At 51.6% G+C, this 22,678-nt stretch carries 21 protein-coding genes; 8 read left to right on the top strand and 13 right to left on the bottom strand.

What is annotated here, in order from left to right:
* Positions 1–73: 73 nt before the first annotated feature.
* The 5 genes from BQ7483_RS05765 to BQ7483_RS05745 form a co-directional block, all read right to left on the bottom strand.
* On the bottom strand, positions 74–1,060 hold the full coding sequence (locus tag BQ7483_RS05765) for a Gfo/Idh/MocA family protein (RefSeq protein ID WP_072545199.1): 987 nt from the start codon (positions 1,058–1,060) through the stop codon (positions 74–76).
* Between the two features lie 39 nt (positions 1,061–1,099).
* Entirely contained in the window at positions 1,100–1,531 is a 432-nt protein-coding gene (locus BQ7483_RS05760; RefSeq protein WP_022021853.1) for an RNA-binding S4 domain-containing protein, read from the bottom strand.
* Entirely contained in the window at positions 1,528–2,091 is a 564-nt protein-coding gene (pth, locus tag BQ7483_RS05755; protein ID WP_072545198.1) for an aminoacyl-tRNA hydrolase, read from the bottom strand. The genes BQ7483_RS05760 and pth overlap by 4 nt, the downstream gene beginning before the upstream one ends.
* Before the next feature lie 231 nt (positions 2,092–2,322).
* A complete protein-coding gene (locus tag BQ7483_RS05750) occupies positions 2,323–2,913 on the bottom strand; it encodes a 50S ribosomal protein L25/general stress protein Ctc (RefSeq protein ID WP_072545197.1) in 591 nt (196 codons plus the stop codon).
* A 141-nt stretch (positions 2,914–3,054) separates the two neighbouring features.
* The gene (locus tag BQ7483_RS05745) at positions 3,055–3,465 is read right to left on the bottom strand and encodes a PUR family DNA/RNA-binding protein (protein ID WP_022021856.1); all 411 of its coding nucleotides are present in this window, start codon (positions 3,463–3,465) and stop codon (positions 3,055–3,057) included.
* Between the two features lie 214 nt (positions 3,466–3,679).
* On the opposite strand from BQ7483_RS05745, the gene nusB reads away from it, so the two are divergent.
* The 5 genes from nusB to BQ7483_RS05720 all read left to right on the top strand — a co-directional run bounded on the left by nusB (position 3,680) and on the right by BQ7483_RS05720 (position 7,129).
* A complete protein-coding gene (gene nusB, locus BQ7483_RS05740) occupies positions 3,680–4,606 on the top strand; it encodes a transcription antitermination factor NusB (protein ID WP_022021857.1) in 927 nt (308 codons plus the stop codon).
* A gap of 43 nt (positions 4,607–4,649) precedes the next feature.
* Positions 4,650–4,979, top strand: a complete 330-nt coding sequence (gene yajC, locus BQ7483_RS05735) for a preprotein translocase subunit YajC (RefSeq protein WP_072545196.1) — start codon at positions 4,650–4,652, stop codon at positions 4,977–4,979.
* A gap of 16 nt (positions 4,980–4,995) precedes the next feature.
* Entirely contained in the window at positions 4,996–6,018 is a 1,023-nt protein-coding gene (locus BQ7483_RS05730) for a CdaR family protein (protein ID WP_072545195.1), read from the top strand.
* A complete protein-coding gene (gene coaE / locus BQ7483_RS05725; RefSeq protein WP_072545194.1) occupies positions 6,005–6,619 on the top strand; it encodes a dephospho-CoA kinase in 615 nt (204 codons plus the stop codon). Before BQ7483_RS05730 ends, coaE begins: the two co-directional genes overlap by 14 nt.
* An 87-nt stretch (positions 6,620–6,706) precedes the next feature.
* Complete coding sequence (locus BQ7483_RS05720) at positions 6,707–7,129, top strand: DUF5606 family protein (protein WP_072545193.1); 423 nt, start codon at positions 6,707–6,709, stop codon at positions 7,127–7,129.
* Positions 7,130–7,200: 71 nt separating this feature from the next.
* On the opposite strand, the gene clpB is transcribed toward BQ7483_RS05720, so the two are convergent.
* Positions 7,201–9,795 (bottom strand): ATP-dependent chaperone ClpB, encoded by a 2,595-nt coding sequence (gene clpB, locus BQ7483_RS05715; RefSeq protein ID WP_072545192.1) that lies wholly within the window; start codon positions 9,793–9,795, stop codon positions 7,201–7,203.
* 207 nt (positions 9,796–10,002) lie between these two features.
* Between clpB and BQ7483_RS05710 the strand changes: the two genes are divergently transcribed.
* Positions 10,003–10,620 carry a DUF6621 family protein gene (locus tag BQ7483_RS05710; protein ID WP_072545191.1) on the top strand — a complete coding sequence of 206 codons (618 nt, stop codon included), beginning with the start codon at positions 10,003–10,005 and terminating at the stop codon, positions 10,618–10,620.
* A 91-nt stretch (positions 10,621–10,711) separates the two neighbouring features.
* Here BQ7483_RS05710 and BQ7483_RS05705 read toward each other — a convergent pair whose 3' ends face one another.
* From BQ7483_RS05705 to BQ7483_RS05685, 5 genes are all read right to left on the bottom strand, one after another.
* A complete protein-coding gene (locus tag BQ7483_RS05705) occupies positions 10,712–11,788 on the bottom strand; it encodes a YeiH family protein (RefSeq protein ID WP_022020103.1) in 1,077 nt (358 codons plus the stop codon).
* 156 nt (positions 11,789–11,944) lie between these two features.
* The gene (locus tag BQ7483_RS05700) at positions 11,945–12,826 is read right to left on the bottom strand and encodes a LysR substrate-binding domain-containing protein (RefSeq protein ID WP_072545190.1); all 882 of its coding nucleotides are present in this window, start codon (positions 12,824–12,826) and stop codon (positions 11,945–11,947) included.
* A 99-nt stretch (positions 12,827–12,925) separates the two neighbouring features.
* Complete coding sequence (recA, locus tag BQ7483_RS05695) at positions 12,926–13,966, bottom strand: recombinase RecA (protein WP_022020105.1); 1,041 nt, start codon at positions 13,964–13,966, stop codon at positions 12,926–12,928.
* Positions 13,967–13,996: 30 nt separating this feature from the next.
* The gene (gene bcp / locus BQ7483_RS05690) at positions 13,997–14,443 is read right to left on the bottom strand and encodes a thioredoxin-dependent thiol peroxidase (RefSeq protein WP_072545189.1); all 447 of its coding nucleotides are present in this window, start codon (positions 14,441–14,443) and stop codon (positions 13,997–13,999) included.
* 90 nt (positions 14,444–14,533) lie between these two features.
* Positions 14,534–15,727 carry a saccharopine dehydrogenase family protein gene (locus tag BQ7483_RS05685; RefSeq protein ID WP_022020107.1) on the bottom strand — a complete coding sequence of 398 codons (1,194 nt, stop codon included), beginning with the start codon at positions 15,725–15,727 and terminating at the stop codon, positions 14,534–14,536.
* 209 nt (positions 15,728–15,936) lie between these two features.
* Here BQ7483_RS05685 and BQ7483_RS05680 point away from each other — a divergent pair, with 209 nt between their 5' ends.
* Together BQ7483_RS05680 and dnaK are read left to right on the top strand one after the other, a co-directional pair.
* Complete coding sequence (locus BQ7483_RS05680; RefSeq protein WP_072545188.1) at positions 15,937–16,731, top strand: META domain-containing protein; 795 nt, start codon at positions 15,937–15,939, stop codon at positions 16,729–16,731.
* A 434-nt stretch (positions 16,732–17,165) separates the two neighbouring features.
* Positions 17,166–19,088 (top strand): molecular chaperone DnaK, encoded by a 1,923-nt coding sequence (dnaK, locus tag BQ7483_RS05670; RefSeq protein WP_022020109.1) that lies wholly within the window; start codon positions 17,166–17,168, stop codon positions 19,086–19,088.
* Between the two features lie 67 nt (positions 19,089–19,155).
* Here the strand turns inward: dnaK and BQ7483_RS05665 are convergent, their stop codons facing one another.
* Both BQ7483_RS05665 and gcvP read right to left on the bottom strand, forming a co-directional pair.
* Entirely contained in the window at positions 19,156–19,710 is a 555-nt protein-coding gene (locus BQ7483_RS05665) for an NUDIX hydrolase (protein ID WP_072545450.1), read from the bottom strand.
* Positions 19,711–19,806: 96 nt separating this feature from the next.
* Complete coding sequence (gene gcvP / locus BQ7483_RS05660) at positions 19,807–22,656, bottom strand: aminomethyl-transferring glycine dehydrogenase (protein WP_022020111.1); 2,850 nt, start codon at positions 22,654–22,656, stop codon at positions 19,807–19,809.
* Positions 22,657–22,678 lie beyond the last annotated feature (22 nt).

Below are 22,678 nucleotides of genomic sequence, written 5' to 3'. Positions count from 1 at the left end.
GGCTCGAGGCCGGGATGACGTTGCATTTACTTCCTTTTTCTAATTCGATACATTCTTTACAGACAGCCTTTCCTTAGATTTTCCCTAAGATTTTGTCCATTACCCAGTTGGTCAGTGTGGCACTTTCGCCATCGCAGGTGCAGATTGACTTGCCCAACAGGTGGTCTACCACGGCTTGGATGAGTGGTTGTTGGACGTAAACAGGGTTTTCGACCGGAATTTCTTCGCGTCCTCTTTCTGTATGGAGGGCAATGGGATCGTAGGTGAAGACCGAAAAGCAGATCATGCCTTTGTCTCCGATGATTTCGATGCGGTCTTCACGGGCGGAGTCATGAGCCACGAAACACCACGAACCGCTTCCTACCAAGCCGCTGTCAAACTGAAAGCAGGCACTGATGGTATCTTCGGCCTGATAGAGCCCGCCACGGTTGCTCTTGAATCCGCTGGCTTCAAGGATGTATCCGAAGATTTCCTGCAGGAGGTCTATCTGATGAGGGGCCAGGTCGTAGAAATATCCTCCCCCGGCAATGTCGGGCTGTACGCGCCACGGCAAGTTCTCGCGGTTGTAGTCCAGGTTGCGCGGAGGTTGTGCGAAACGTATCTGGATGTTGATGACGTTGCCGATGGCACCTTCTTCCACGAGCGATTTCACTTTCTGGAAGTAAGGCAGATAGCGACGGTAGTAGGCCACGAAGCAGGGCACGCCTGTTTCTTGGGAGATGCGGTTAATACGGCAACATTCTTCGTAGGTGACGGCCATCGGTTTTTCGATGTAGACCGGCTTGCCGGCCTTCATGGACATGATGGCATAGGTGGCATGCGAGGAGGGGGGGGTGGCGATGTAGACGGCATTGACGTCTTCGTCGTCAATCAGTTCCTGGGCATCGTCGTACCATTTGGGTATGTTGCGTTCCTGGGCATAGGCTTTGGCTTTGGCACCGTTGCGGCTCATGACGGCCACCACTTCCGATCCTTCTATCTTCTGGAAGGCAGGGCCGCTTTTGTATTTGGTCACTTCTCCGCAACCGATGAAGCCCCATCTGATTTTTTCTCTTTTCATTGTATAAGACGTTTTAGGGTTCAGTTACAATTACAGTAGTTATTCATCGTCTTCGCTGTCGTCAAAATCGAATTCGAAATCGAAGTCGTCCATAAATTCGGGTGTGGTAAATTCTTCAAGGCTGCGGCGGTCTTTCTTGGTGGGACGACCTGTACCTTTGGCCCGATTGACAAAGCCACTGACGCGGCTCATTTCCAGCAATTCATATTGGTCGGGAGTCGTGACATTCTCCATCATTTCAGATACCAGCTTGGCTCCGACCCGTTTTTCGATAGGCTGGAGGACCTTGAACGAATAGGTGACTGGCGGTTTGCGCACCTGCACGATGTCGCCCGGCTTCACCATGCGGGCGGCTTTGGCCTGGGCACCGTTGATACTGATGCGACCTTTTTTGCAGGCTTCGGCGGCGATGGTGCGTGTCTTGAAGATGCGTACCGCCCACATCCATTTGTCTATTCTTGCGTCGTTCATTTCTTGTTGAATTGGTTCATGGTGATGTCGATACCTGCCAGGCAGAAGCTTTTCACGATTTCGCCGGCGGTCTTCAGACGTTCGGGCATGGTCTTCCAGTCTTCGTCCGTGAAGTGTCCCAGTACATAGTCTATCTGTCCGCCGCGTGGAAAGTCGTTGCCGATGCCGAAGCGCAGGCGGGCATAGTTTTGCGTGCCCAGCGTGGCGGCAATGTGCTTCAGTCCGTTGTGGCCGGCATCGCTTCCTTTTCCTTTCAGGCGCAGGGTGCCGAAGGGAAGCGACAGGTCGTCGACTACAATCAGCGTGTTCTCCAGCGGGATGTTTTCCTTTTGCATCCAATAGCGCACGGCGTTTCCGCTGAGGTTCATATAGGTGGACGGCTTGAGCAGCAGCAGCTGGCGTCCCTTTATCGACAGGGTGGTGGTGAAGCCGTAACGTCCGTCCTTGAAGGTGGCGCCTGCTTCTTGTGCCAGGGCGTCTACCACCATGAAGCCGATGTTGTGGCGGGTTTCGTGATATTCGGGGCCTATGTTCCCAAGGCCTACGATCAGGTATTTCATCTTGTTTTCAAATTTGCAGGGGAAGGAAAAGCATTGCTTTCCTTGGCGTATCCCATTGTTTTCCTTCGGACATTCCGCCGTTTTCCTTGGAGGAGCTTCGTGGTATGTCCGAGAACTGATAAAAAAGTACGCGGATTATCGCAGATTTCCGCGGATTGTGTAATTCAAATCTGCGTCTCTGCGTTAATCCGCGTACCTTATGAGGATTGTCCCTTTTTCAGGGCAGCACTTTTATTGGTTGTTTGCGGCGGCAGCACCTCTTGCGGCACGTGTCAGCTTAACGGCGCAAACCACGGCTTCCTTGGCGTTCAGCAGCTCCAGACCTTCGTAGCTCAGTTCGCCAACCTTTACTGTCTTGCCCAGACCCAGGTGAGATACGTTTACCACCAGTCTTTCGGGGATGACGTTGTAGAGGGCTTTCACTTTCAGCTTGCGCATCTGCAGGGCCAGCTTACCACCGGCCTTCACACCTTCGGCCAGGCCTTCGAGCTGAACGGGAACTTCCATGACGATAGGTTTGCTTTCGTCAATCTGATAGAAGTCTACGTGCAGGATGGTGTCTTTTACAGGGTGGAACTGGATATCTTTCATGATGGCGTTGTATTTCTTGCCGTCGATAACCAGGTCTACTACATAAATGTGCGGCGTGTAAACCAAGTTGCGCAGACCATCGGCGGGTACAGTGAAGTGGATGTTTTCACCACCACCATAAAGTACACAGGGTACACCGTTGTCTTTACGAATGGCCTTCAAGGCTCTTGCTTGTTCCGAAGAACGTTCTGCAATGGTTCTTGCAGTTCCTTTTACTTCAATTGATTTCATTTGGATTAATGTTTTTGTGTTACTCTAAATTAAGTAATTGTTTTTGCTTAATTCACCATCACACGATGCGGCTTGGCCACACATGCTGTAAAAAAGCGGTGCAAAAGTACTGCTTCTTTTTGAATTATCAAAGGGTTGCGGTTAAAAATCGATGTCAATCTTGATTTCGTCGTCCAGCGTCGAGGCGGATGTCTCGTCCTTGGCTGCTGTTGGCGTACCCTCCTGCAGGTTCTCTTTTTCCGCATAGCGGGGAGCGACGTGATATCCCTGCTGGCTTTGGATGAAGTGGATGGATTGCTCCAATCCGTTCATGAACTTGTCAAAGTCTTCCTGATAAAGGAAAATCTTGTGCTTTTCGAAGCTGACTTGTGAATCCTCTCCTTCGCCGCTGACGATTTTCTTGCTCTCCGTGATGGCAAGGAACATTTCGTCTTTTCTGTTTTTCTTTACATCCAGGTAATAAATGCGCTTTCCAGCCTTGATGGCTTGTGAAAATACTATTTCCTTGTCGTTAGACTCTCCTCCGTTTTTCTTTTTCCACTCTTCTTCCATAATCTACTACTTTATATATAATAAAAAAAGGTCTGATGTTATGTTTTCCCAATTTTTGGTTTCGGGGGTCAAAATTGACGATTTTTTTTCAACTGTCAAAAGAAAACGGGCGGATTATCAACTTCTGCAATAAAAAAAGCGATTTATTTATGTCAAGTCATTAAAAATGCCTACTTTTGTGCCCTGTTAAACAACCGTATTTACTGAACACATTATGATTAACAGAGTTCTTATTCGTCTTAAGATTATACAGATTGTATATGCTTATTATCAGAACGGCAGTAAAAATTTGGACTCAGCGGAGAAAGAGTTGTTCTTCAGCCTTTCCAAGGCTTATGACCTGTACAACTACCTGCTGATGCTGATGATGGCAGTGACGAACTATGCGCAGAAGCGCATTGCGGCCGGCAAGGCCAAGCTGGCTCCTACGCCGGAGGATTTGCACCCAAACACCAAGTTTGTGGAAAACAAGTTTATCGCCCAGCTGGAGGTGAACAAGCAGTTGCTCGACTTCATGTCCAACCAGAAGCGCTCGTGGGACAACGACGAAGATTTCGTGAAGGGCCTTTACGAAAAAATTACGGCTTCAGACATCTATAAGGAATACATGGCTTCGGACGACCGTTCGTATGAAGCCGACCGTGAATTGTGGCGCAAGCTCTACAAGACTTTCGTCTTCAACAACGCCGACCTCGACGCTCTGCTCGAAGACCAGAGTCTGTATTGGAACGACGACAAGGAGATTGTCGACACCTTTGTGCTGAAGACCATCAAACGCTTCGACGAAAAGAACGGAGCCGACCAGCCCCTGTTGCCTGAGTTCAAGGACGACGAGGATCGCGAGTTTGCCCGCCGCCTGTTCCGTCGTACCATCCTGAACTGCGACTACTACCGTCATCTCATCAGTGAGAATACCCGCAATTGGGATCTGGATCGTGTGGCTTTTATGGACGTCATCATCATGCAGTGCGCGTTGGCCGAAATCCTGAGCTTCCCCAACATCCCTGTCAGCGTGTCGCTGAACGAGTATGTGGATATTGCCAAGGTGTACAGCACGCCCAAGAGCGGCAGTTTCGTGAACGGTACGTTGGACGGAATTGTTAATCAATTGAAAAAAGAGGGCAAGTTGTCGAAAAACTGATAACTTTGTCCGACACTAATTAAAAACTAACAGAAGAACCTTTATGAATTTAATGACCGTATTTCTCTTGCAGGCTTCCGTATCGGGAGGCGGTGCTGAATGGACGTGGATCATGCTGATTGCCATGTTTGCCATCATGTATTTCTTTATGATCCGTCCGCAGAACAAGAAACAGAAAGAAATTGCCAATTTCCGCAAATCACTTCAGGTTAACCAGAAGGTAATCACTGCTGGTGGTATCCATGGCGTGATCAAAGAAATCAACGATAACGATGTAATACTGGAAATCGCTTCGAACGTCAAGATCCGTATCGACAAAAATTCTATTTTTGCCGCCGCTGCCGATGCCAACAGCAGCCAGGCCGGTAAATAATCTAAAGTGAAAGCTCATGTTCGAACAGAGGAACATAAAGCGGCTTTATATAAGAATCAGAAAACAGACAAAGGACTTCCTGCTCAGTGACAAGAGCCGGGAGTTCTTTGTTTTTTTGGTTTTCTTCTTTATCGCGGCCGGTTTCTGGCTGTTACAGACCCTGAACAACGACTACGAAACGGAGTTTTCCGTCCCTGTACGTCTGAAGAACGTACCCGAGGACGTGGTCATCACTTCGGAACCCGTTTCGGAATTGCGTGTAAGGGTACGCGACAAGGGAACTGTCCTGCTCAACTACATGCTGGGCAAGAGTTTCTATCCCGCTACCCTCGACTTCTCCGAGTACAAGTCGGCCAATACTCACGTCAAGATACTCACCTCGCAGATTCAGAAGAAGGTGACGGCCCAGCTGAACGCCTCTACGACTCTGCTCTCCATGAAGCCCGATACCTTGGAATACTATTATTCTACGGGCGAGTCCAAATGGGTGCCTGTCAGGCTGCAGGGGCGGGTAGAGGCCGGCCTGCAATACTATCTGCCCGATACCGTCTTTACTCCAGATTCTGTAAGGGTATATGCTCCAGCCGGTGTGCTGGACACCATCACAGCAGCCTACACGCAGGCCTTGCAATTGGAGAACATAACCGATACCCTTCGTCGTCAGGTCAGTTTGGAGGTGCGACGGGGAGTGAAGTATGTGCCTGCTTCGGTCAACCTTATGCTGCCGGTAGACATGTATACGGAGAAAACGGTGGAAGTACCTTTGAAAGGCATCAACTTCCCGGCAGGCAAGGAGCTGAGAGCATTCCCTTCCAAAGTGCAGATTTCTTTCCAGATTGGCGTGGGGCGTTTCCGTCAGGTTACGGCCGACGACTTTCATCTGGTTGTTTCATACGAAGAGCTGGTTGGTTTGGGCGACAACAAGTATACGGTCAAACTGAAGAAACTGCCCGAGGGGATCAGTCATGTACGGTTCAACCCCGAGCAGGTAGATTTTCTGATAGAACAGGTAGGTACATCGGATTATGGCAGCTATTAGAATCGGAATTACCGGCGGCATTGGCAGTGGCAAGAGTGTCGTCTCCCGTCTGTTGGAGTTGATGGGCGTGCCGGTCTATATCTCGGATATCGAGACCCGTCGGCTGATGGTGGAAGATGTTCAGATCCGTCGGGAACTGGTTTCCCTTTTGGGAGAGGACGTTTATCAGGGCGGTCGGCTGAACAAGCCTTTGCTGGCCTCCTATATCTTTGGCAGTGCCGTCCATGCCGCCCGTGTGAACGGCATTGTGCATCCGCGGGTCAAGGACGATTTTCGCCGCTGGTGTCGGTTGCATGCTTCCGACAGGTGGGTCGGTATGGAGTCGGCCATCCTGTTGGAAGCCGGTTTCCGTCGGGAAGTGGATGTGGTGGTCATGGTCAGTGCTCCCCTCGAAGTGCGCATCCGTCGGGCCATGGAGCGCGATGCTTCTTCGCGCGAGTCGATAGAACAGCGCATTCGCAGCCAGATGGACGATGGGGAGAAGTGCCGCTTGTCCGACTTTGTCATTGTGAACGATGGCGAAAAGCCCCTGATACCACAGGTTTTGTCTCTAATTTCTTCACTATATAAAAATATTGATTACCTTTGTCGCCGCGAATGAAGCCTGCGGGCCGCCGGCCCGGCAGGACGATTTCAGGCATTACCTAATTTATTTTTGTAACATTCAAGTTTAAATAGAACAAAGACTATGTTGAAGACTATTTTGTCTATTTCTGGGAAGCCTGGTTTGTACAGACTGGTTTCCAGAGGAAAGAATATGTTGATTGTGGAGTCGATTGCCGACAAGAAACGCCTTCCGGCCTACGGCAACGAGAAAATCATCTCCTTGGGTGACATTGCCATGTATACCGATGGTGACGATGTTCCCTTGCAGCAGGTTCTGCAGGCCATGAAAACCAAGGAGAACGGTGCGGTGGCCGCTTTGGATGTCAAGAAAGCATCTGCTAAGGAGCTGGGTGCCTATCTGGCCGAAGTACTTCCCAACTACGACCGCGACCGCGTGCATGTGTCCGACATCAAGAAGCTGATTTCCTGGTACAACCTGCTGGTCAATGCCGGTTTGACTGATTTTGAGGAAGAAGCTGCAGAAGAGGAAGAGAGTGATAAGTAATTGATTAGATATATAAAAAGAAAACCCCGAAGGACAATTCCTTCGGGGTTTTCTTTTTATAGAAGATTGGTTCAATTCTTAAATACGAGTCCATCCTTGGTAGCGTTGACGTCTACAATAATGGGCTTATTGCGGTCCACTTCCTGCGCCAGTAACTTCTTGGAGAGGTCGTTGAGCAGGTAGTGCTGGATGGCACGCTTGACAGGACGGGCACCGAACTCGGGATCGAAACCGGCCTGGGCCAGGAAGCTGATAGCGGCATCGGTGAGCTGGAGCTCTACGCCATTGCCTTCGAGCATGCGGCGAACGTTGTTGATCTGCAACGTTACAATCTGACGGATCTGCGATTCGGTAAGCGGCAGGAACATGATGGTCTCGTCGATACGGTTGAGGAACTCGGGCCGTATGGTCTTCTTCAACATGTTCATCACTTCGCGCTTGGTCTCTTCCACAATCTGCTCTTTGTTACTGCCGTTCATCTTCTCCATCTGGCTCTGGATGTAGGAGCTACCCATGTTGGAGGTCATGATGATGATGGTGTTCTTGAAGTTCACCGTCCGGCCCTTGTTGTCGGTCAGACGTCCGTCATCGAGTACCTGCAACAGGATGTTGAATACATCGGGGTGGGCCTTCTCGATTTCATCGAACAGAACAACGGAGTATGGTTTCCGCCGAACAGCTTCGGTCAGCTGTCCGCCTTCATCGTAGCCGACGTATCCGGGAGGCGCTCCGACCAGACGGGAAACGCTGTGCTTCTCCTGATACTCGCTCATGTCGATACGGGTCATCATGGTTTCGTCGTCGAACAGGAATTCGGCCAAGGCCTTGGCCAATTCAGTCTTACCGACACCGGTCGTACCGAGGAAGAGGAAGGAACCGATAGGCCGTTTGGGGTCTTGTAAACCGGCACGGCTGCGGCGTACGGCATCGGCTACGGCCTCGATGGCCTCGTCCTGACCGATGACACGCTTGTGGAGCTCTTCTTCCAGATGGAGGAGTTTCTCCTTTTCGCTTTGCAGCATCTTGCTGACCGGTATACCCGTCCAACGAGATACGACGTCGGCAATGTCTTCGGCATCGACTTCCTCCTTGATCATGGCGTTATCGCCCTGCATCTGATGAAGCTTCTGCTGGGTTTCTTCGATTTCTTTGTTCAGGGCCTGCAGCTTGCCGTAACGGATTTCGGCTACCTTGCCGTAGTCGCCTTCGCGTTCGGCCTTCTCGGCTTCGAACTTCAGGTTTTCGATTTCGACCTTGTTCTGCTGTATCTTGTTGACCAATGTCTTTTCGCTCTGCCATTTGGCTTTGTAGGAGCTTTCCTGTTCCTTGAGTTCAGCAAGTTCCTTGCCGATCTGTTCCAGTTTGGCCTGGTCGTCCTCCCGCTTGATGGCTTCACGTTCGATTTCAAGTTGCTTGATCTTACGTGAAATTTCATCCAGTTCTTCGGGGACAGAGTCTACTTCCATACGCAGCTTGGCGGCAGCTTCATCCATCAGGTCGATGGCCTTGTCGGGAAGGAAACGGTCGGTGATGTACCGGTTACTTAACTCGACGGCGGCAATGATGGCATCGTCTTTGATACGCACGTGGTGATGGTTCTCATAACGCTCCTTCAATCCACGCAGGATGGAGATGGTGCTCAGCGTATCGGGTTCGTTGACCATGACGGTCTGGAAACGACGTTCGAGGGCCTTGTCCTTCTCGAAATACTTCTGGTATTCGTCAAGCGTCGTGGCACCGATGCTACGTACCTCGCCACGAGCCAAGGCCGGCTTCAGGATGTTGGCGGCATCCATGGCACCTTCACCCTTACCGGCGCCTACCAGGGTATGGATTTCATCGATGAAGAGGATGATGTTTCCTTCGGACTGTTTCACTTCGTTGATGACAGCCTTCAGACGTTCCTCGAACTCTCCTTTGTACTTGGCACCGGCTACCAGTGCACCCATATCCAGGGAGTAGAGTTGCTTGTTCTTCAAGTTTTCGGGCACATCCCCGCGAAGGATTCGTTGTGCCAGCCCTTCTACGATGGCGGTCTTACCGGTACCCGGTTCACCAATCAGGATAGGATTGTTCTTGGTACGACGGCTCAATATCTGCAGAACCCGTCGAATCTCCTCGTCACGGCCGATGACCGGGTCGAGCTTGCCGTTCCGGGCGGCATCTATCAGGTTGATGGCGTACTTTTCCAGCGACTGGTAGGTGTCTTCGCTCGACTGTGAAGTGACCTTCGAGCCTTGACGCAGTTCACTGATGGCTGTACGCAGTTCCTTTTCGGTCATACCGGCATCTTTCAGAATGCTCGATGCGGTGCTCTTGACGGTGAGCAGGGCCAGCAGGATGGGTTCCAGTGAAACGAACTCGTCGTTCAGTCCCTTGGAATAGTCCAAGGCTTTCTGCAGCACTTCGTTGGTCTCACGGCTCAAGTAGGGTTCTCCGCCCGAAACCTTGGGCAGCGATTCGATCTGCTTGTCCAGAACCAGCTCTATCTGCTGGGGATTCATACCCAGCTTCTGGAAGATGAAGTTGGTGACGTTTTCGCCCACCTTCATCACTCCCTGCAGCAGGTGTACCGGCTCGATGGCTTGCTGCCCCCGGCGTTGTACCAGGTTCACAGCCTCCTGTACGGCTTCCTGCGCTTTGATGGTAAAGTTGTTAAAGTTCATATCGTTTCTCCTTTCTTTTTTCTTGGTTAGGTTTGACATCCATAGATTGGCAAATAACTTGCCATCTGCAATAAGTAGACAAAGTGTCTTGATTTCGTTGATTTTACGTGACAATATGACATTCAATCGGCCTTTATGTCGTATATTATCTTTATTTGTGTTATCTTTGTCCACCTGATTAACCAAACGGACAATGAATAAATAAATATGGATAGAAATACAGAACTGAAGTTTTCGGAACGTGTGATATTGTTGGATGTGGCTTTCCTGAACCGTACGGTCGGGATGGTACAGGAGGTGATGTCTGCCAGGTTGGGGCGTCCCTTGCCCAAACTCGACCTGGCGGCATGGCTGGACTGCCTGCTGCTGGATGCGGGTATACGTGATTTTTCTTCGGCAGAGGTGCAGGTGCTGCTTGCCCATGGAACGGAGGGGGATGCCTTGAACACCTGTTTCCCTGCATCGTTGTCGGATTTGGATGGAAAGGCCTGTCGTACGGCTTTGGCGGAATACGTCTTTTCGGTGGTACCGACTGAGAACATGGCTACGGCCGAAACGTTGTATCGGGACCTGATGGCGTTGGTCTTGAACAATGTTGCCGTGCGTCAGGTATTGATGGTGCCTGCAATGACTGCTGACGAGGCGAAGATGAACGAAGTGATGGGGGAAGTCCTTCGTGAAAGGAGAAAGAATGCAGAGGGGGCGGATGTTCAGGCGGTGTGGTTCGGTTTGGAGAGACCTTCTTGCCCTGTTGTCAGCCAATGGTGTCCGGTTGTGCCATCACTGGCCCATGTATTAGGCATTCGGGAAGAGGAACTGAGATGACGTTGCTTTCTATATATTATAGGTATAATAGGGAATGGACCCGCTTCTGGAAAGAGGCAGGCCCATTCTATATGTGAAATGGTTTCTGTTGTCAAGCCATCAGGGGAACCAGGTATTTTACCAGGAGGTAGCCACCCAGCAGCAGCCAGATGAAGAGTCCGAAGGCCAAAACGAAAGGCTTGGCTCCTGCCTGCTTGAACTTGTCAATGCTGGTATCTGTACCCAAGGCTGTCATGGCCATGGTCAGCATGAAGGTATCGATGTATTCGATGGCTCCGTTCAGGGGGATGTCCTTCACGGTCGGGGCATCGAAGAGGTACTGGAGCAAGGAATTCAGGCAGATGATGCCGATGAAGCCAAAGGCAAACCAGGGAATGGTAATCTTGCTCTTGGCTACTGTGCCGTCGGCCGATACTTTTTTACGTCCTGCAAGGGCGAAGCTCATGATGACCAATACGGGGGCCAGAAGCATGACGCGGATCATCTTGGTGATGGTGGCTGTACCGGCAATACCCAGCGTATCGGTGGGGTCCATGGCATTGCCTGCACCGGCGACGTGGGCCACTTCGTGCAGGGTGCTTCCTGTATAGATGGCCACCTGGGTATCGGAAAGACTGGAGAGCAGTCCCGAGCGGTACATAATGGGGTAGAGGAACATGGCGATGGTTCCGAAGATAACCACGGTAGAAACGGCGATGGCAGTCTTATGGCCTTCGCACTTGATTACCGGTTCGGCACCGAGTACGGCAGCCGCACCACAGATGGCACTACCGGTAGAGGTAATCAGGGCGGTGTCTTTGTCGACCTTCATCAGCTTGCCCAAGAAGATGCCCAGGAAGATGGTTCCGCAAACGATGATGCTGTCTACCACGATGGCGGGGAGACCTACGGCGGCCACTTCGGTCAGCGTCAGGCGGAAACCGTAGAGCACGATACCGGCACGGAGAATCTGCTTGGTACAGAACTTGATGCCCGGTACCCACGTTTCAGGCAGGCGGTTGCGAAGGCTGTTGGCATAGAGCATACCCAAAATGATGCCGACAATCAGTGGGCTGAATGACAGACTTTTTACGAAAGGAATTTCAGCAATGTAGAAAGCTGAGAAGGAGAATAAGGCTATGAGCAGAATGCCATGAAAGGTGTTGCCTCTGTTTCCACGTTCGAACATAACATTTATTTTTTGTTGGTTTAACTTTTTCTTTTCGGATGCAAAGGTACGCATTTCCTGTGGAGGCCACAATTCTTATATTTTTATCAGCTATAACCAAAAGTAATAAGGAGGGGAGGAGAGTGCAGAGTTGGTACCGGGAATGGCGACGGACGGTCAGCGCCGGGCAAATTGCATGAAAACCTGGCTGAGGCCGCTTTCCTGACCCTGCAGTTGGGCAAAGTTGAATTCCCGTTTCATTTCCAGTCCTTTGACCTCGACTACACGCAAGCGGCCGGCATACAATTCCCGGCTGACGGAACGGATGGAAACGACACCCAGGCAGTCGGTATGCTCCAGAAACAGCTTGATGCTTTCCGTGCTGCCCAGGTACATCAGTACATGCAGTGTTGATAACTTGATGTTATGTTGCAGCATGGCCCGCTCGAAAACATCCAAAGTGCCCGAGCCTCGTTCGCGCAATACCAGCGGCAGACGGGCCAGTTGCTGGGGAGTGATTTCGTCGTCCACCGGAAGGCGGCTGCCTGTCCGTACCACTACCACCAGTTCGTCTTCCAGAAAGGGAGTATAGCGGAGGTTGGGCAGGCGGGTCACTCCTTCGACCATTGCGAGGTCGATGCGGTGTTCCTGCAGGGCAGCTTCCATTTCGCGTGTGTTGCCGTTGAGCAATGACAGTTCCACTTGGGGGAATTTGCTGATGAAGGTTTCCAGCATGGGCGGCAGCACGTATTGGGCAATGGTGGTACTGGCTCCCAGCCTCAGTTCGCCGGTATACTGGTTGTGCAGCAGGTGCATCTCGTATTCCAACTTGCGGTATTCTTCCAGAATGCGTTCGCAATGTTCCAGCAGCAGTTGGCCGGATTCGGTCAGCGAGATTTTTCCTCCTTGGCGGTCGAACAGGCGGGTCTGGTAGGTGCTTTCCAGTTCCTGTATGTGTTTGGTAATGGCCGGTTGGCTGATGAACAATTCTTGGGAAGCCTTGGTGAAGCTCAGGTTTCTGGCTACGGACTGGAATACTTTCAGGCGGAAATCGCTCATGGCTGCGGTGGTTTTTCAGAATAGTGATGCAGGTCTTGTCAGATTAAGAAAGGGGCAAAACGAGTAAGTCTGTCCGGCTTCTGTTTTGCCCCATCCATATTATTTTTCTTTCTTCAGTTCTTCGGAAATCAGGCCTTCAAGTTCTTCGGCCAGTTCGGGGTTGTCCAGAATGACCTGTTTGGCGGCATCGCGACCTTGGGCCAGCTTGGTGTCGTTGTAACTGAACCAGGAACCGCTCTTCTTGATGATGCCCAGTTCGGTACCCAAGTCGATGATTTCGCCGGCACGCGAGATGCCTTCGCCGAACATAATGTCGAACTCGGCACGACGGAAGGGAGGAGCCACCTTGTTCTTGACAACCTTTACCTTGGTCTGCTTGCCGATGACTTCGTCACCGTTCTTGATGGCCTGGCCGCCGCGGATGTCGAGGCGGACGGAAGCATAGAACTTCAGCGCGTTGCCGCCGGTGGTCGTTTCGGGATTGCCGAACATGACACCGATCTTTTCGCGCAGCTGGTTGATGAAGATGCAGCAGGTGCGTGTCTTGCTGACGGCCGACGTCAGTTTGCGCAGGGCTTGTGACATCAGGCGGGCCTGCAGACCTACCTTGTTGTCGCCCATATCGCCTTCGATTTCGGCTTTCGGTGTAAGAGCAGCTACGGAGTCGACCACGATAATGTCGATGGCCGAGGAGCGAATTAGCTGTTCGGCAATCTCCAGGGCTTGTTCGCCGTTGTCGGGCTGGGAGATGAGCAGGTTGTCTACGTCTACGCCCAGCTTGGCGGCATAGAAGCGGTCGAAAGCATGTTCGGCGTCGATGAAGGCGGCGATGCCTCCGGCTTTCTGGGCCTCGGCGATGGCGTGGATGGCCAGCGTGGTCTTACCGGAAGATTCGGGGCCGTAGATTTCGATGATGCGGCCGCGGGGATAACCGCCTACACCCAGGGCCACGTTCAGTCCGATGGAGCCGGTGGGGATGACTTCCACCTGCTCGATGTTGTCGTCGCCCATTTTCATGATGGAGCCTTTTCCGAAGCTCTTTTCTATCTTGTCCATGGCGGCCTGCAGGGCTTTCAGCTTTTCGCTGTTGGGCGTTGCGGCACCTTCGTTTTCAAAATTCAGTTCGTCTTTTTTTGCCATACTTGTTCGTTTGGATAAGGGTAATTGGATTTAAAGGATTTGTGCCGCATGGTCTTTGGTCTTGATTTCCTTCGGACCGATGATGCGCTCTACGATACCTTCTTCGTTGATGATGAAAGTTGTGCGGAAGGTACCCATGTACTTGCGGCCGTACATGCTCTTCTCACCCCATACACCAAACTGCTCGACCAGCTTCTTGTCTGTGTCGGCAATCAGAGGGAAGGGGAGAGAGTTCTTCTCGATGAACTTCTGGTGCGACTTCTCGCTATCCACGCTGACGCCTACCACTTCGTAGCCTGCCTGGCGCAGGGTGTCGTAGTTGTCGCGCAGATTACAGGCTTCTGCAGTGCAGCCGGACGTGCTGTCCTTCGGATAGAAGTAGAGCACCAGTTTCTTTCCTTTATAGTCGCTCAGGCGGATTTCTTCGCCTTTCTCGTTGATGCCCAATGTTTCAGGGGCTTTATCTCCTACATTCATGTTCGTTAGTGGTTAACGGTTAGTGATTAACGGTCAGTGGTTGTCGGGGCGGCATGTTCGCCGCTCACCGTTCACCACTTACCGCTGATATTAAAGTTCCAGATCGCCGTCGATAACTTCGTGCCAGGGCAGGCCCTGTTTGTTGAGCTGTTCCATGAACGGATCGGGATCGAATTCTTCCACGTTCCATACGCCCGGCTTCTTCCAGATGCCCTTGAGGAACATCATGGCACCGATCATGGCCGGTACACCTGTGGTGTAGCTGACGCCCTGCATGCCCGTTTCCTTGTAGGCGGCCTGGTGGCTGCAGTTGTTGTAGACGTAGTAGGTGTGTTCCTTGCCGTCCTTCAGTCCGCGGATGCGGCAGCCGATGGACGTTTCGCCTTCGTAGTTTTCGCCGAGGTCCTGCGGGTTGGGGAGCACGGCTTTCAGGAACTGAAGGGGAACAATCTTCACGCCGTTATAGTCCACTTCGTCGATGCGGGCCATGCCGATGTTCTGGATGACGCGCAGGTGGGTCAGGTATTCCTGGCCGAAGGTCATCCAGAAGCGGGCGCGCTTGATGGTGGGGAAGTTCTTGACGAGCGATTCCAGTTCTTCGTGGTAGAGCAGGTAGGAGTCGCGCGGGCCGATGTTCGGATACGTCAGATCCTTGTGGATTTCCAGCGGTTTGGTGGTAATCCACTGGCCGTTCTCGTAATAACGTCCGTTCTGGGTGATTTCGCGGATGTTGATTTCGGGGTTGAAGTTGGTGGCAAAAGCCTTGTGGTGGTTGCCCGCATTGCAGTCCACGATGTCCAGATACTGGATTTCGTCGAAATGATGCTTGGCTGCGTAGGCTGTATATACGCCGCTTACGCCCGGGTCGAAGCCGCAGCCGAGGATAGCGGTCAGGCCAGCGTCCTCGAAGCGTTTCTTGTAGGCCCATTGCCAGCTGTATTCGAAGTGGGCCACGTCCTTGGGCTCGTAGTTGGCTGTGTCCAGATAGTTGACGCCGGTCTTCAGACAGGCTTCCATGATGGTCAGGTCCTGGTAGGGCAGGGCCACGTTGATGACGATTTCGGGTTTGAAGCTGTTGAAGAGTGCTACCAGTTCGTCCACGTTGTCCGCGTCGACCTGTGCTGTCTGGATATTAGGATTGCCGATGGCCTTCACGACGGCGTCGCATTTGGACTTCGTGCGGCTGGCAATCATGATTTCGGTGAACACATCCGGATTTTGAGCAACTTTGTGTGCAACGACGGTTCCTACACCGCCTGCACCGATAATTAGAACTTTACCCATTTTGTTTCTTATTAATAATGTGATTGATAAATATGCAAGTTATTTGTTTCAGTTTTTTCGTCAGCAAATATACTGTTTAATTCTTAGATAAACATTAAAATACGGCTAAATACTTTGACTTTTCGGGTGCGATTACCAAACAAAATGTTTGTTATGCTGTTATTTTATTCTATATTTGCGGTTGATAATTTAACTTAAACTACGAGACAATGAAGAAAATTTGTGTTTATTTGGGTATGGCAGCTGCGGTGGCAGTTCTGTCGTCGTGTGCTTCGACCAAGAATCTGACTCCGGTTTCGGACCTTGGCGGAGAGTGGAACATCATTGAAATCAACGGGACGGCAGTCGTTCCGGCACCTGGGCAGGCTTTTCCCTACATAGGCTTTGAGACGAATACCGGCCGGGTTTATGGAAACAGCGGATGCAATCGCCTGATGGGCAGCTTTGATACGGGCGGCAAGCCGGGTGAGCTGGACCTGAGCCAGATGGGCAGTACCCGCATGATGTGTCCCGACATGACGCTGGAGAAGAATGTCCTCTCCGCCCTGTCACAGGTAAAGAAGTTCACGAAGCTTGGTGACGGTCAACTTGCCTTGTGCGGCAAGTCGTTGAAACGGCCGATTCTGGTGTTGCAGCATCGGGCTTCCGATACCAAACTGGCTGAATTGGACGGTCGCTGGAAGATTGAACAGGCCGGCGGTGAGATGATTCCCGACAGTCTCGAGAGCCAACCTTTCCTTGAATTGAATGTCAACGAGAAGAAGGTGCATGGCAATGCGGGCTGTAATGTGCTCAACGGAACCTTTTCGGCAGGCGAGGGCAGCCCTTCGGCCATTACCTTCTCCAATCTCATCAGCACGATGATGGCCTGTCCCGATATGGAGGTGGAAGGACGGATTACCAAGGCTCTGGGTGACGTGAAGGCTTTTGCCCGGCTGGAAAACGGGGGCTTCGGCTTCTATAGTGCTACGGGCGAGCTGGTGCTGGTACTCGTCAAGGAATGACATATATATAATAAGGTGTAGAGCCGCCTTCCGAGGAACAGAGTTTTCCTTCGGAGGCGGCTTTCTTGTTGTCTTCTATCGGGCATCCCGCCTGTGGTTTCCTTCGTTGATACCATCGGTTTCCTTGCTTGGAAACACCCGTTTCCTTGCCGGGGAACGCTCGTTTCCTTGTCGGGAAACGCAGACTTCCTTGCTTGTGGTCCCTGCTTTCATCCGATGAAGCCTTTCGGAAGCAATGGACTGTCCGCGTCTGTGTAGCTGTCTGCTTCGTCAGCTCTTCGAATGTAATTCTGCCAAACTGGCATATTTTGTCAGACTTCTGGCATGGAAATGCGGTCGTCCGGTGTTTGGCACAGCGTTTGTCCTTTAATAGGCGTCTGCCGATGAGGCGGACAGAAATAAACTGAATAATAACAAATAAAAAAATAACGATCATGGGAAAGATTATTGGTATTGACTTAGGAACTACAAACTCTTGTGTGGCCGTATTCGAAGGCAACGAACCTGTAGTAATCGCCAACAGCGAAGGCAAGCGTACAACTCCTTCAGTAGTGGCATTTGTAGACGGTGGTGAACGTAAGGTAGGTGATCCTGCCAAGCGTCAGGCCATCACGAACCCGAAACGTACGGTGTACTCCATCAAGCGTTTCATGGGTGAAAATTGGTCGCAGGTACAAAAGGAAATAGCCCGTGTACCTTATCCGGTAGTGAACGACAACAACATGCCGCGTGTCGACATCGACGGACGTCACTACACTCCGCAGGAAATCTCCGCTATGATTCTTCAGAAGATGAAGAAGACAGCCGAAGACTATCTGGGACAGGAAGTAACGGAAGCCGTTATTACCGTTCCTGCCTACTTCTCCGACTCACAGCGTCAGGCTACGAAGGAAGCCGGTCAGATTGCAGGTCTGGACGTTAAGCGTATTGTAAACGAACCGACCGCAGCCGCCTTGGCTTACGGTGTGGATAAGGCCAACAAAGATATGAAGGTCGCCGTATTCGACTTGGGTGGTGGTACGTTCGATATCTCTATCCTGGAGTTCGGTGGCGGCGTATTCGAAGTGCTTTCTACCAACGGTGATACTCACCTGGGTGGTGATGACTTCGACCAGGCTATCATCAACTGGCTGGTACAGGAGTTCAAGAACGACGAAGGTGCCGACTTGACAACCGACCCGATGGCTATGCAACGTCTGAAGGAAGCTGCCGAAAAGGCCAAGATTGAATTGTCTTCTTCTACTTCTACTGAAATCAACTTGCCGTACATCATGCCGGTAGGTGGTGTGCCCAAGCACTTGGTTAAGACATTGACCCGTGCTAAATTCGAGCAACTGACTCACGACTTGATTCAGGCTTGCTTGGAGCCGTGTAAGAAGGCCGTCAGCGATGCCGGTTTGAACACTTCCGATATCGATGAAGTCATCTTGGTAGGTGGTTCTTCTCGTATACCGGCCGTTCAGAAACTGGTTCAGGACTACTTTGGCAAAGTTCCTTCGAAGGGTGTTAACCCCGATGAGGTTGTAGCCGTAGGTGCCGCTATTCAGGGTGCCGTATTGAATAAGGAAGCCGGTGTGGGCAACATCGTCTTGCTGGATGTCACTCCGTTGACCCTGGGTATTGAAACCATGGGTGGTGTCATGACCAAGTTGATTGATGCCAACACGACTATTCCGTGCAAGAAGAGCGAAGTCTTTTCGACAGCTGCCGATAACCAGACCGAGGTAACCATCCACGTCCTGCAGGGTGAGCGTCCTATGGCTGCTCAGAACAAGTCCATCGGTCAGTTCAATCTGACTGGTATTGCTCCGGCCCGTCGTGGTGTTCCTCAGATTGAGGTTACCTTCGATATCGATGCCAACGGTATCTTGAAGGTATCTGCCAAGGATAAGGCTACCGGTAAGGAACAGGCCATCCGTATCGAGGCTTCCAGTGGCTTGAGCAAGGAAGAAATCGAGCGTATGAAGGCTGAGGCCAGCGCCAACGCTGAAGCTGATAAGAAGGAGCGTGAGAAAGTAGACAAGCTGAATCAGGCTGACTCGATGATATTCACGACCGAAAATCAGTTGAAGGATTTGGGCGACAAGCTTCCTGCCGACAAGAAGGCTCCTATCGAGGCTGCTCTTCAGAAACTGAAAGATGCTCACAAGGCTCAGGATCTGGCTGCCATCGACAGTGCAATGGCCGAACTGAACACGGCCTTCCAGGCTGCCAGTGCCGAGATGTATGCACAGACTGGTGCTCAGGGTGGCGCTCAACAGCAAGGTACCAACAACGCCGGCCAAGACAACACTCAGAGCAACAACGGTAAGCAAGGTGACAATGTTCAGGATGCTGACTTCGAGGAAGTAAAGTAACCTCCTGAAATAGATATGAAAAAGCGTACAATCCGCAAGGATTGTACGCTTTTTTTGTTTCAACGGTTTAGAGAAGATGGTTCTCTGCAAAATATTTCCATAAAGGAGCGGCCATCAGTGCTTGACGTATCTGGTCGCCTGTAAGCAGGGAGCGTACTTCTTTTTTTGTCATCAGATGGATGCTGATGTCTTCTGTCGGTTCCAGGTGTTGGGTAGAGACGGGTTCTACGTCGGTTGCTACGAAACAATGGCACAAATTATTCATCGTACTGGTATTGGCCGAAATGGTCATGTGGTGTGTCCAATGTCCTCCTCCGTAGCCTGTTTCTTCGTATAGTTCGCGGCGTGCCGAATCAACGGGTTCTTCACCCGGTTCACATACTCCGGCACAGATTTCGTATCCCGTATACCGAAGTCCGTGTCGATATTGTCTTTCCATGATGAAGTGTCCGTCGCGGGTGATGGCGATGACATTGACCCAATCAGGATATTCCAATACATAATATTCGGGATTTTCTACTCCATTGGGCAGGCGTACATGGTCTCGGCGTGCTGTCAGCCAAGGGCGGCGGATGAGGTATTCACTATGAAGCACTTGCCATTCTTTATTGTTATTGTCCATAAACGTTAAAAGTTTGATGATGTAAAAAATGGCAGAATATCGGAAGCAATTTGTCAGTTCCGGCATTTCTGCCACTTCTTTTTATTTCAGTTCGTCTTATTCGAATGTACCGTAGCGGGTAGGCAACAGTTTGCGGTCGCCCAATGTATTGTCCACACGGGCTACGTTAATCCAGAATTTGTTCTCGCGGACCGCTTCGGTGGGGTAAGCAGCTTTCTGGCGTGTGTAGCTGTGATCCCATTGGTCAGCAACCACCTCATATTCGGGATGGGGTGCATTGAGCAGAACGTTGTCAGTCTTGTCGGCACGTCCGTCCTTTACTTCTTGTATTTCCTGCCAGATGTGAAGCATTACATCCACAAAATTGTCCAGTTCGGCCAGGCTTTCGCTTTCCGTAGGTTCTATCATCAAGGTACCGTGTACCGGGAAGGAAAGAGTGGGGGCGTGGTACCCATAATCCATCAGACGTTTGGCAATGTCGTTTTCACTGATACCGGTCTCTTCGTGTATCTTGCGGCATTCCAGAATCATTTCGTGGCCCACGAATCCTTGGGCTCCCCGATAGACAATGCCGTACGTGTCTTGCAGGCAAGCTGCCAGATAGTTGGCGTTCAGAATGGCCGTGCGGGTGGCGCGTGTCAGTCCTTCGGTACCCATCATTCGGATGTAACCGTAGGTAATGGGCAGAATGCCGGCACTGCCGAACGGGGCGGCAGACACTTCGTTGGTCGAATTGCCGAACAAGGCATGTCCGGGCAGGAACGGAACGAGGTGTGGAGCAACGCAGATGGGACCTACACCGGGACCACCTCCGCCGTGAGGTGAAGCAAAGGTCTTGTGCAGGTTCAAGTGGCAGACATCGGCACCGATGAAGCCCGGATTGGTGAGACCTACCTGGGCATTCATGTTGGCTCCGTCCATATAGACTTGTGCTCCGCAGGCATGGATAATCTTGCAAATCTCCACGATTTCGGTTTCAAAGATACCGTGAGTGGAAGGATAGGTGATCATCAGGGCAGCCAAAGAGTCCTTGTTCTCCTCTGCTTTCAGGCGGAGGTCATTCATGTCGACATTGCCGTGGTCGTCGCAGGCACAAGTTACGGTTGTGAATCCGGCCTGAACGGCACTGGCCGGGTTGGTGCCGTGGGCCGATGCAGGAATCAGTATCTTGTTGCGGTGTCCCTGTCCGATGCTTTCCAGGTAGGCACGGATGACACGCAGACCAGTATATTCACCAGCTGCACCCGAGTTGGGTTGGAGGCTCACTCCGGCCATGCCTGTAATGACTTTCAGCTCTTCGCAAAGGTTATGGATCAGTTCTCTGTAGCCTGCTGCCTGGTCTTCGGGTACCAGCGGATGCAGGTTCATGAATTCCGGTCGGCTGAGCGGAAGCATTTCTGCTGCCGCGTTGAGCTTCATGGTGCACGAGCCCAGTGAAATCATGGAGTGGGCCAATGAGATATCCTTACGGTCCAGGCGCTTGATGTAACGCATCATTTCAGTTTCCGTGTGATAGCGGCAGAATACTTCATGCGTCAGATAAGAAGTTTGGCGCTTCAACTCTTTGGGTAATGTGCAGGCATTGGGAACATCGGAAATCTGCGGAGCCTCTACGCCGGCTGTAATGGCAAAGATGGCCAGCAGGGTATTGATGGCCGCTATGTCGGTCGTCTCATCGATGCTCATACCTACATCGCCGTTGTCAAAGTATCGTAAGTTCACTTCTTTGCTGAGGGCGATGGTACGTATCTGTTGGGCCGAGATGGTGCCTGGCAGTGCAAAGCGGAGGGTGTCGAAGTAGGTCGCGTTTACTTGAGTGTATCCCAATTTACCGATAGCTTTGGCCAGGAATGCAGCGATGCTGTGTATGCGGCCGGCAATGGTACGGATGCCTTCTTGTCCGTGATAGACGGCATAGAATCCGGCCATGGTGGCGAGCAGTGCCTGTGCGGTGCAGATGTTCGAAGTTGCCTTCTCACGTTTGATGTGTTGCTCGCGGGTTTGGAGTGCCATGCGGTAGCACAGTTTGCCGTATTTGTCTTTGGACCATCCGATGATGCGGCCCGGCATGTTGCGCTTGTATTCGTCGCGGGTAGCGAAGTAAGCGGCGGAAGGACCTCCATAGAACATCGGAGTGCCCAGCCGTTGGGTCGATCCGAAAACGATGTCGGCTCCCCATTCTCCTGGAGGCGTCAGCAGGGCCAGACTCAGGATATCCGCTGCAACGGCCACCTTGCATCCCGCGGCATGGGCTTTCTCGACAAAAGCCCGATAATCCTCGATGCAGCCGTTGGCATTGGGGTACTGGAGTACGCAGGCAAACATGTCGGGAGTAAACTCTATTTCATTGTATTTGCCTGTACGGAGCACGATGCCTTGGGGGATGGCACGGGTCGTCATTACAGCCAACGTTTGTGGGAAGATGGCTTCATCCACAAATACCACATTGGCTCCGTCCTTCTGTTGCTGGCGCGAACGCAGGGCATGCATCATGGTGACCGCTTCGGCTGCCGCAGTTGCTTCGTCCAGCAGGGAGCAGTTTGCCAGGGGCATGCCGGTAAGGTCGGACACGGCGGTTTGGAAGTTCATCAGCGCCTCCAGACGTCCTTGCGAAACTTCAGTCTGATAGGGAGTATAGGAGGTATACCAAACGGGGTTTTCAAAAACATTGCGCTGGATGACGGCCGGTGTGATGGTCCCATACCATCCCATACCGATATAAGTGGTATAGAGCTTGTTTTTGGAGGCGATTTGCGCAATGTGTTGCGCGAATTCGTATTCGGTCATGGGCTGGGGCAGGTCAAGCGGCTTTTTCAGGCGTATGTTCGAAGGAATGGTTTTGTCAATCAGCTCATCGAGGCTGCCCACGCCTATTTTGCGGAGCATGATTTCCTCGTCCTTCGGGCTGATGCCGTTGTGACGGTTGGATAACAAGTCGTTTATCATGGTTGTATTATTTAATAGGAAT

It is taken from the genome of Mediterranea massiliensis, from assembly GCF_900128475.1.
GTDB lineage: Bacteria > Bacteroidota > Bacteroidia > Bacteroidales > Bacteroidaceae > Bacteroides > Bacteroides massiliensis_E.
The sequence above is the reverse complement of the archived record's forward strand: the minus strand, read 5'-3'. Positions and strand labels throughout refer to the sequence as shown.

Coding starts and splice junctions, on each gene's coding strand:
- BQ7483_RS05765 (WP_072545199.1), bottom strand. CDS start 1,060: ATGAAAAGAGAAAAAATCAGATGGGGCTTCATCGGTTGCGGAGAAGTG.
- BQ7483_RS05760 (WP_022021853.1), bottom strand. CDS start 1,531: ATGAACGACGCAAGAATAGACAAATGGATGTGGGCGGTACGCATCTTC.
- pth (WP_072545198.1), bottom strand. CDS start 2,091: ATGAAATACCTGATCGTAGGCCTTGGGAACATAGGCCCCGAATATCAC.
- BQ7483_RS05750 (WP_072545197.1), bottom strand. CDS start 2,913: ATGAAATCAATTGAAGTAAAAGGAACTGCAAGAACCATTGCAGAACGT.
- BQ7483_RS05745 (WP_022021856.1), bottom strand. CDS start 3,465: ATGGAAGAAGAGTGGAAAAAGAAAAACGGAGGAGAGTCTAACGACAAG.
- nusB (WP_022021857.1), top strand. CDS start 3,680: ATGATTAACAGAGTTCTTATTCGTCTTAAGATTATACAGATTGTATAT.
- yajC (WP_072545196.1), top strand. CDS start 4,650: ATGAATTTAATGACCGTATTTCTCTTGCAGGCTTCCGTATCGGGAGGC.
- BQ7483_RS05730 (WP_072545195.1), top strand. CDS start 4,996: ATGTTCGAACAGAGGAACATAAAGCGGCTTTATATAAGAATCAGAAAA.
- coaE (WP_072545194.1), top strand. CDS start 6,005: ATGGCAGCTATTAGAATCGGAATTACCGGCGGCATTGGCAGTGGCAAG.
- BQ7483_RS05720 (WP_072545193.1), top strand. CDS start 6,707: ATGTTGAAGACTATTTTGTCTATTTCTGGGAAGCCTGGTTTGTACAGA.
- clpB (WP_072545192.1), bottom strand. CDS start 9,795: ATGAACTTTAACAACTTTACCATCAAAGCGCAGGAAGCCGTACAGGAG.
- BQ7483_RS05710 (WP_072545191.1), top strand. CDS start 10,003: ATGGATAGAAATACAGAACTGAAGTTTTCGGAACGTGTGATATTGTTG.
- BQ7483_RS05705 (WP_022020103.1), bottom strand. CDS start 11,788: ATGTTCGAACGTGGAAACAGAGGCAACACCTTTCATGGCATTCTGCTC.
- BQ7483_RS05700 (WP_072545190.1), bottom strand. CDS start 12,826: ATGAGCGATTTCCGCCTGAAAGTATTCCAGTCCGTAGCCAGAAACCTG.
- recA (WP_022020105.1), bottom strand. CDS start 13,966: ATGGCAAAAAAAGACGAACTGAATTTTGAAAACGAAGGTGCCGCAACG.
- bcp (WP_072545189.1), bottom strand. CDS start 14,443: ATGAATGTAGGAGATAAAGCCCCTGAAACATTGGGCATCAACGAGAAA.
- BQ7483_RS05685 (WP_022020107.1), bottom strand. CDS start 15,727: ATGGGTAAAGTTCTAATTATCGGTGCAGGCGGTGTAGGAACCGTCGTT.
- BQ7483_RS05680 (WP_072545188.1), top strand. CDS start 15,937: ATGAAGAAAATTTGTGTTTATTTGGGTATGGCAGCTGCGGTGGCAGTT.
- dnaK (WP_022020109.1), top strand. CDS start 17,166: ATGGGAAAGATTATTGGTATTGACTTAGGAACTACAAACTCTTGTGTG.
- BQ7483_RS05665 (WP_072545450.1), bottom strand. CDS start 19,710: ATGGACAATAACAATAAAGAATGGCAAGTGCTTCATAGTGAATACCTC.
- gcvP (WP_022020111.1), bottom strand. CDS start 22,656: ATGATAAACGACTTGTTATCCAACCGTCACAACGGCATCAGCCCGAAG.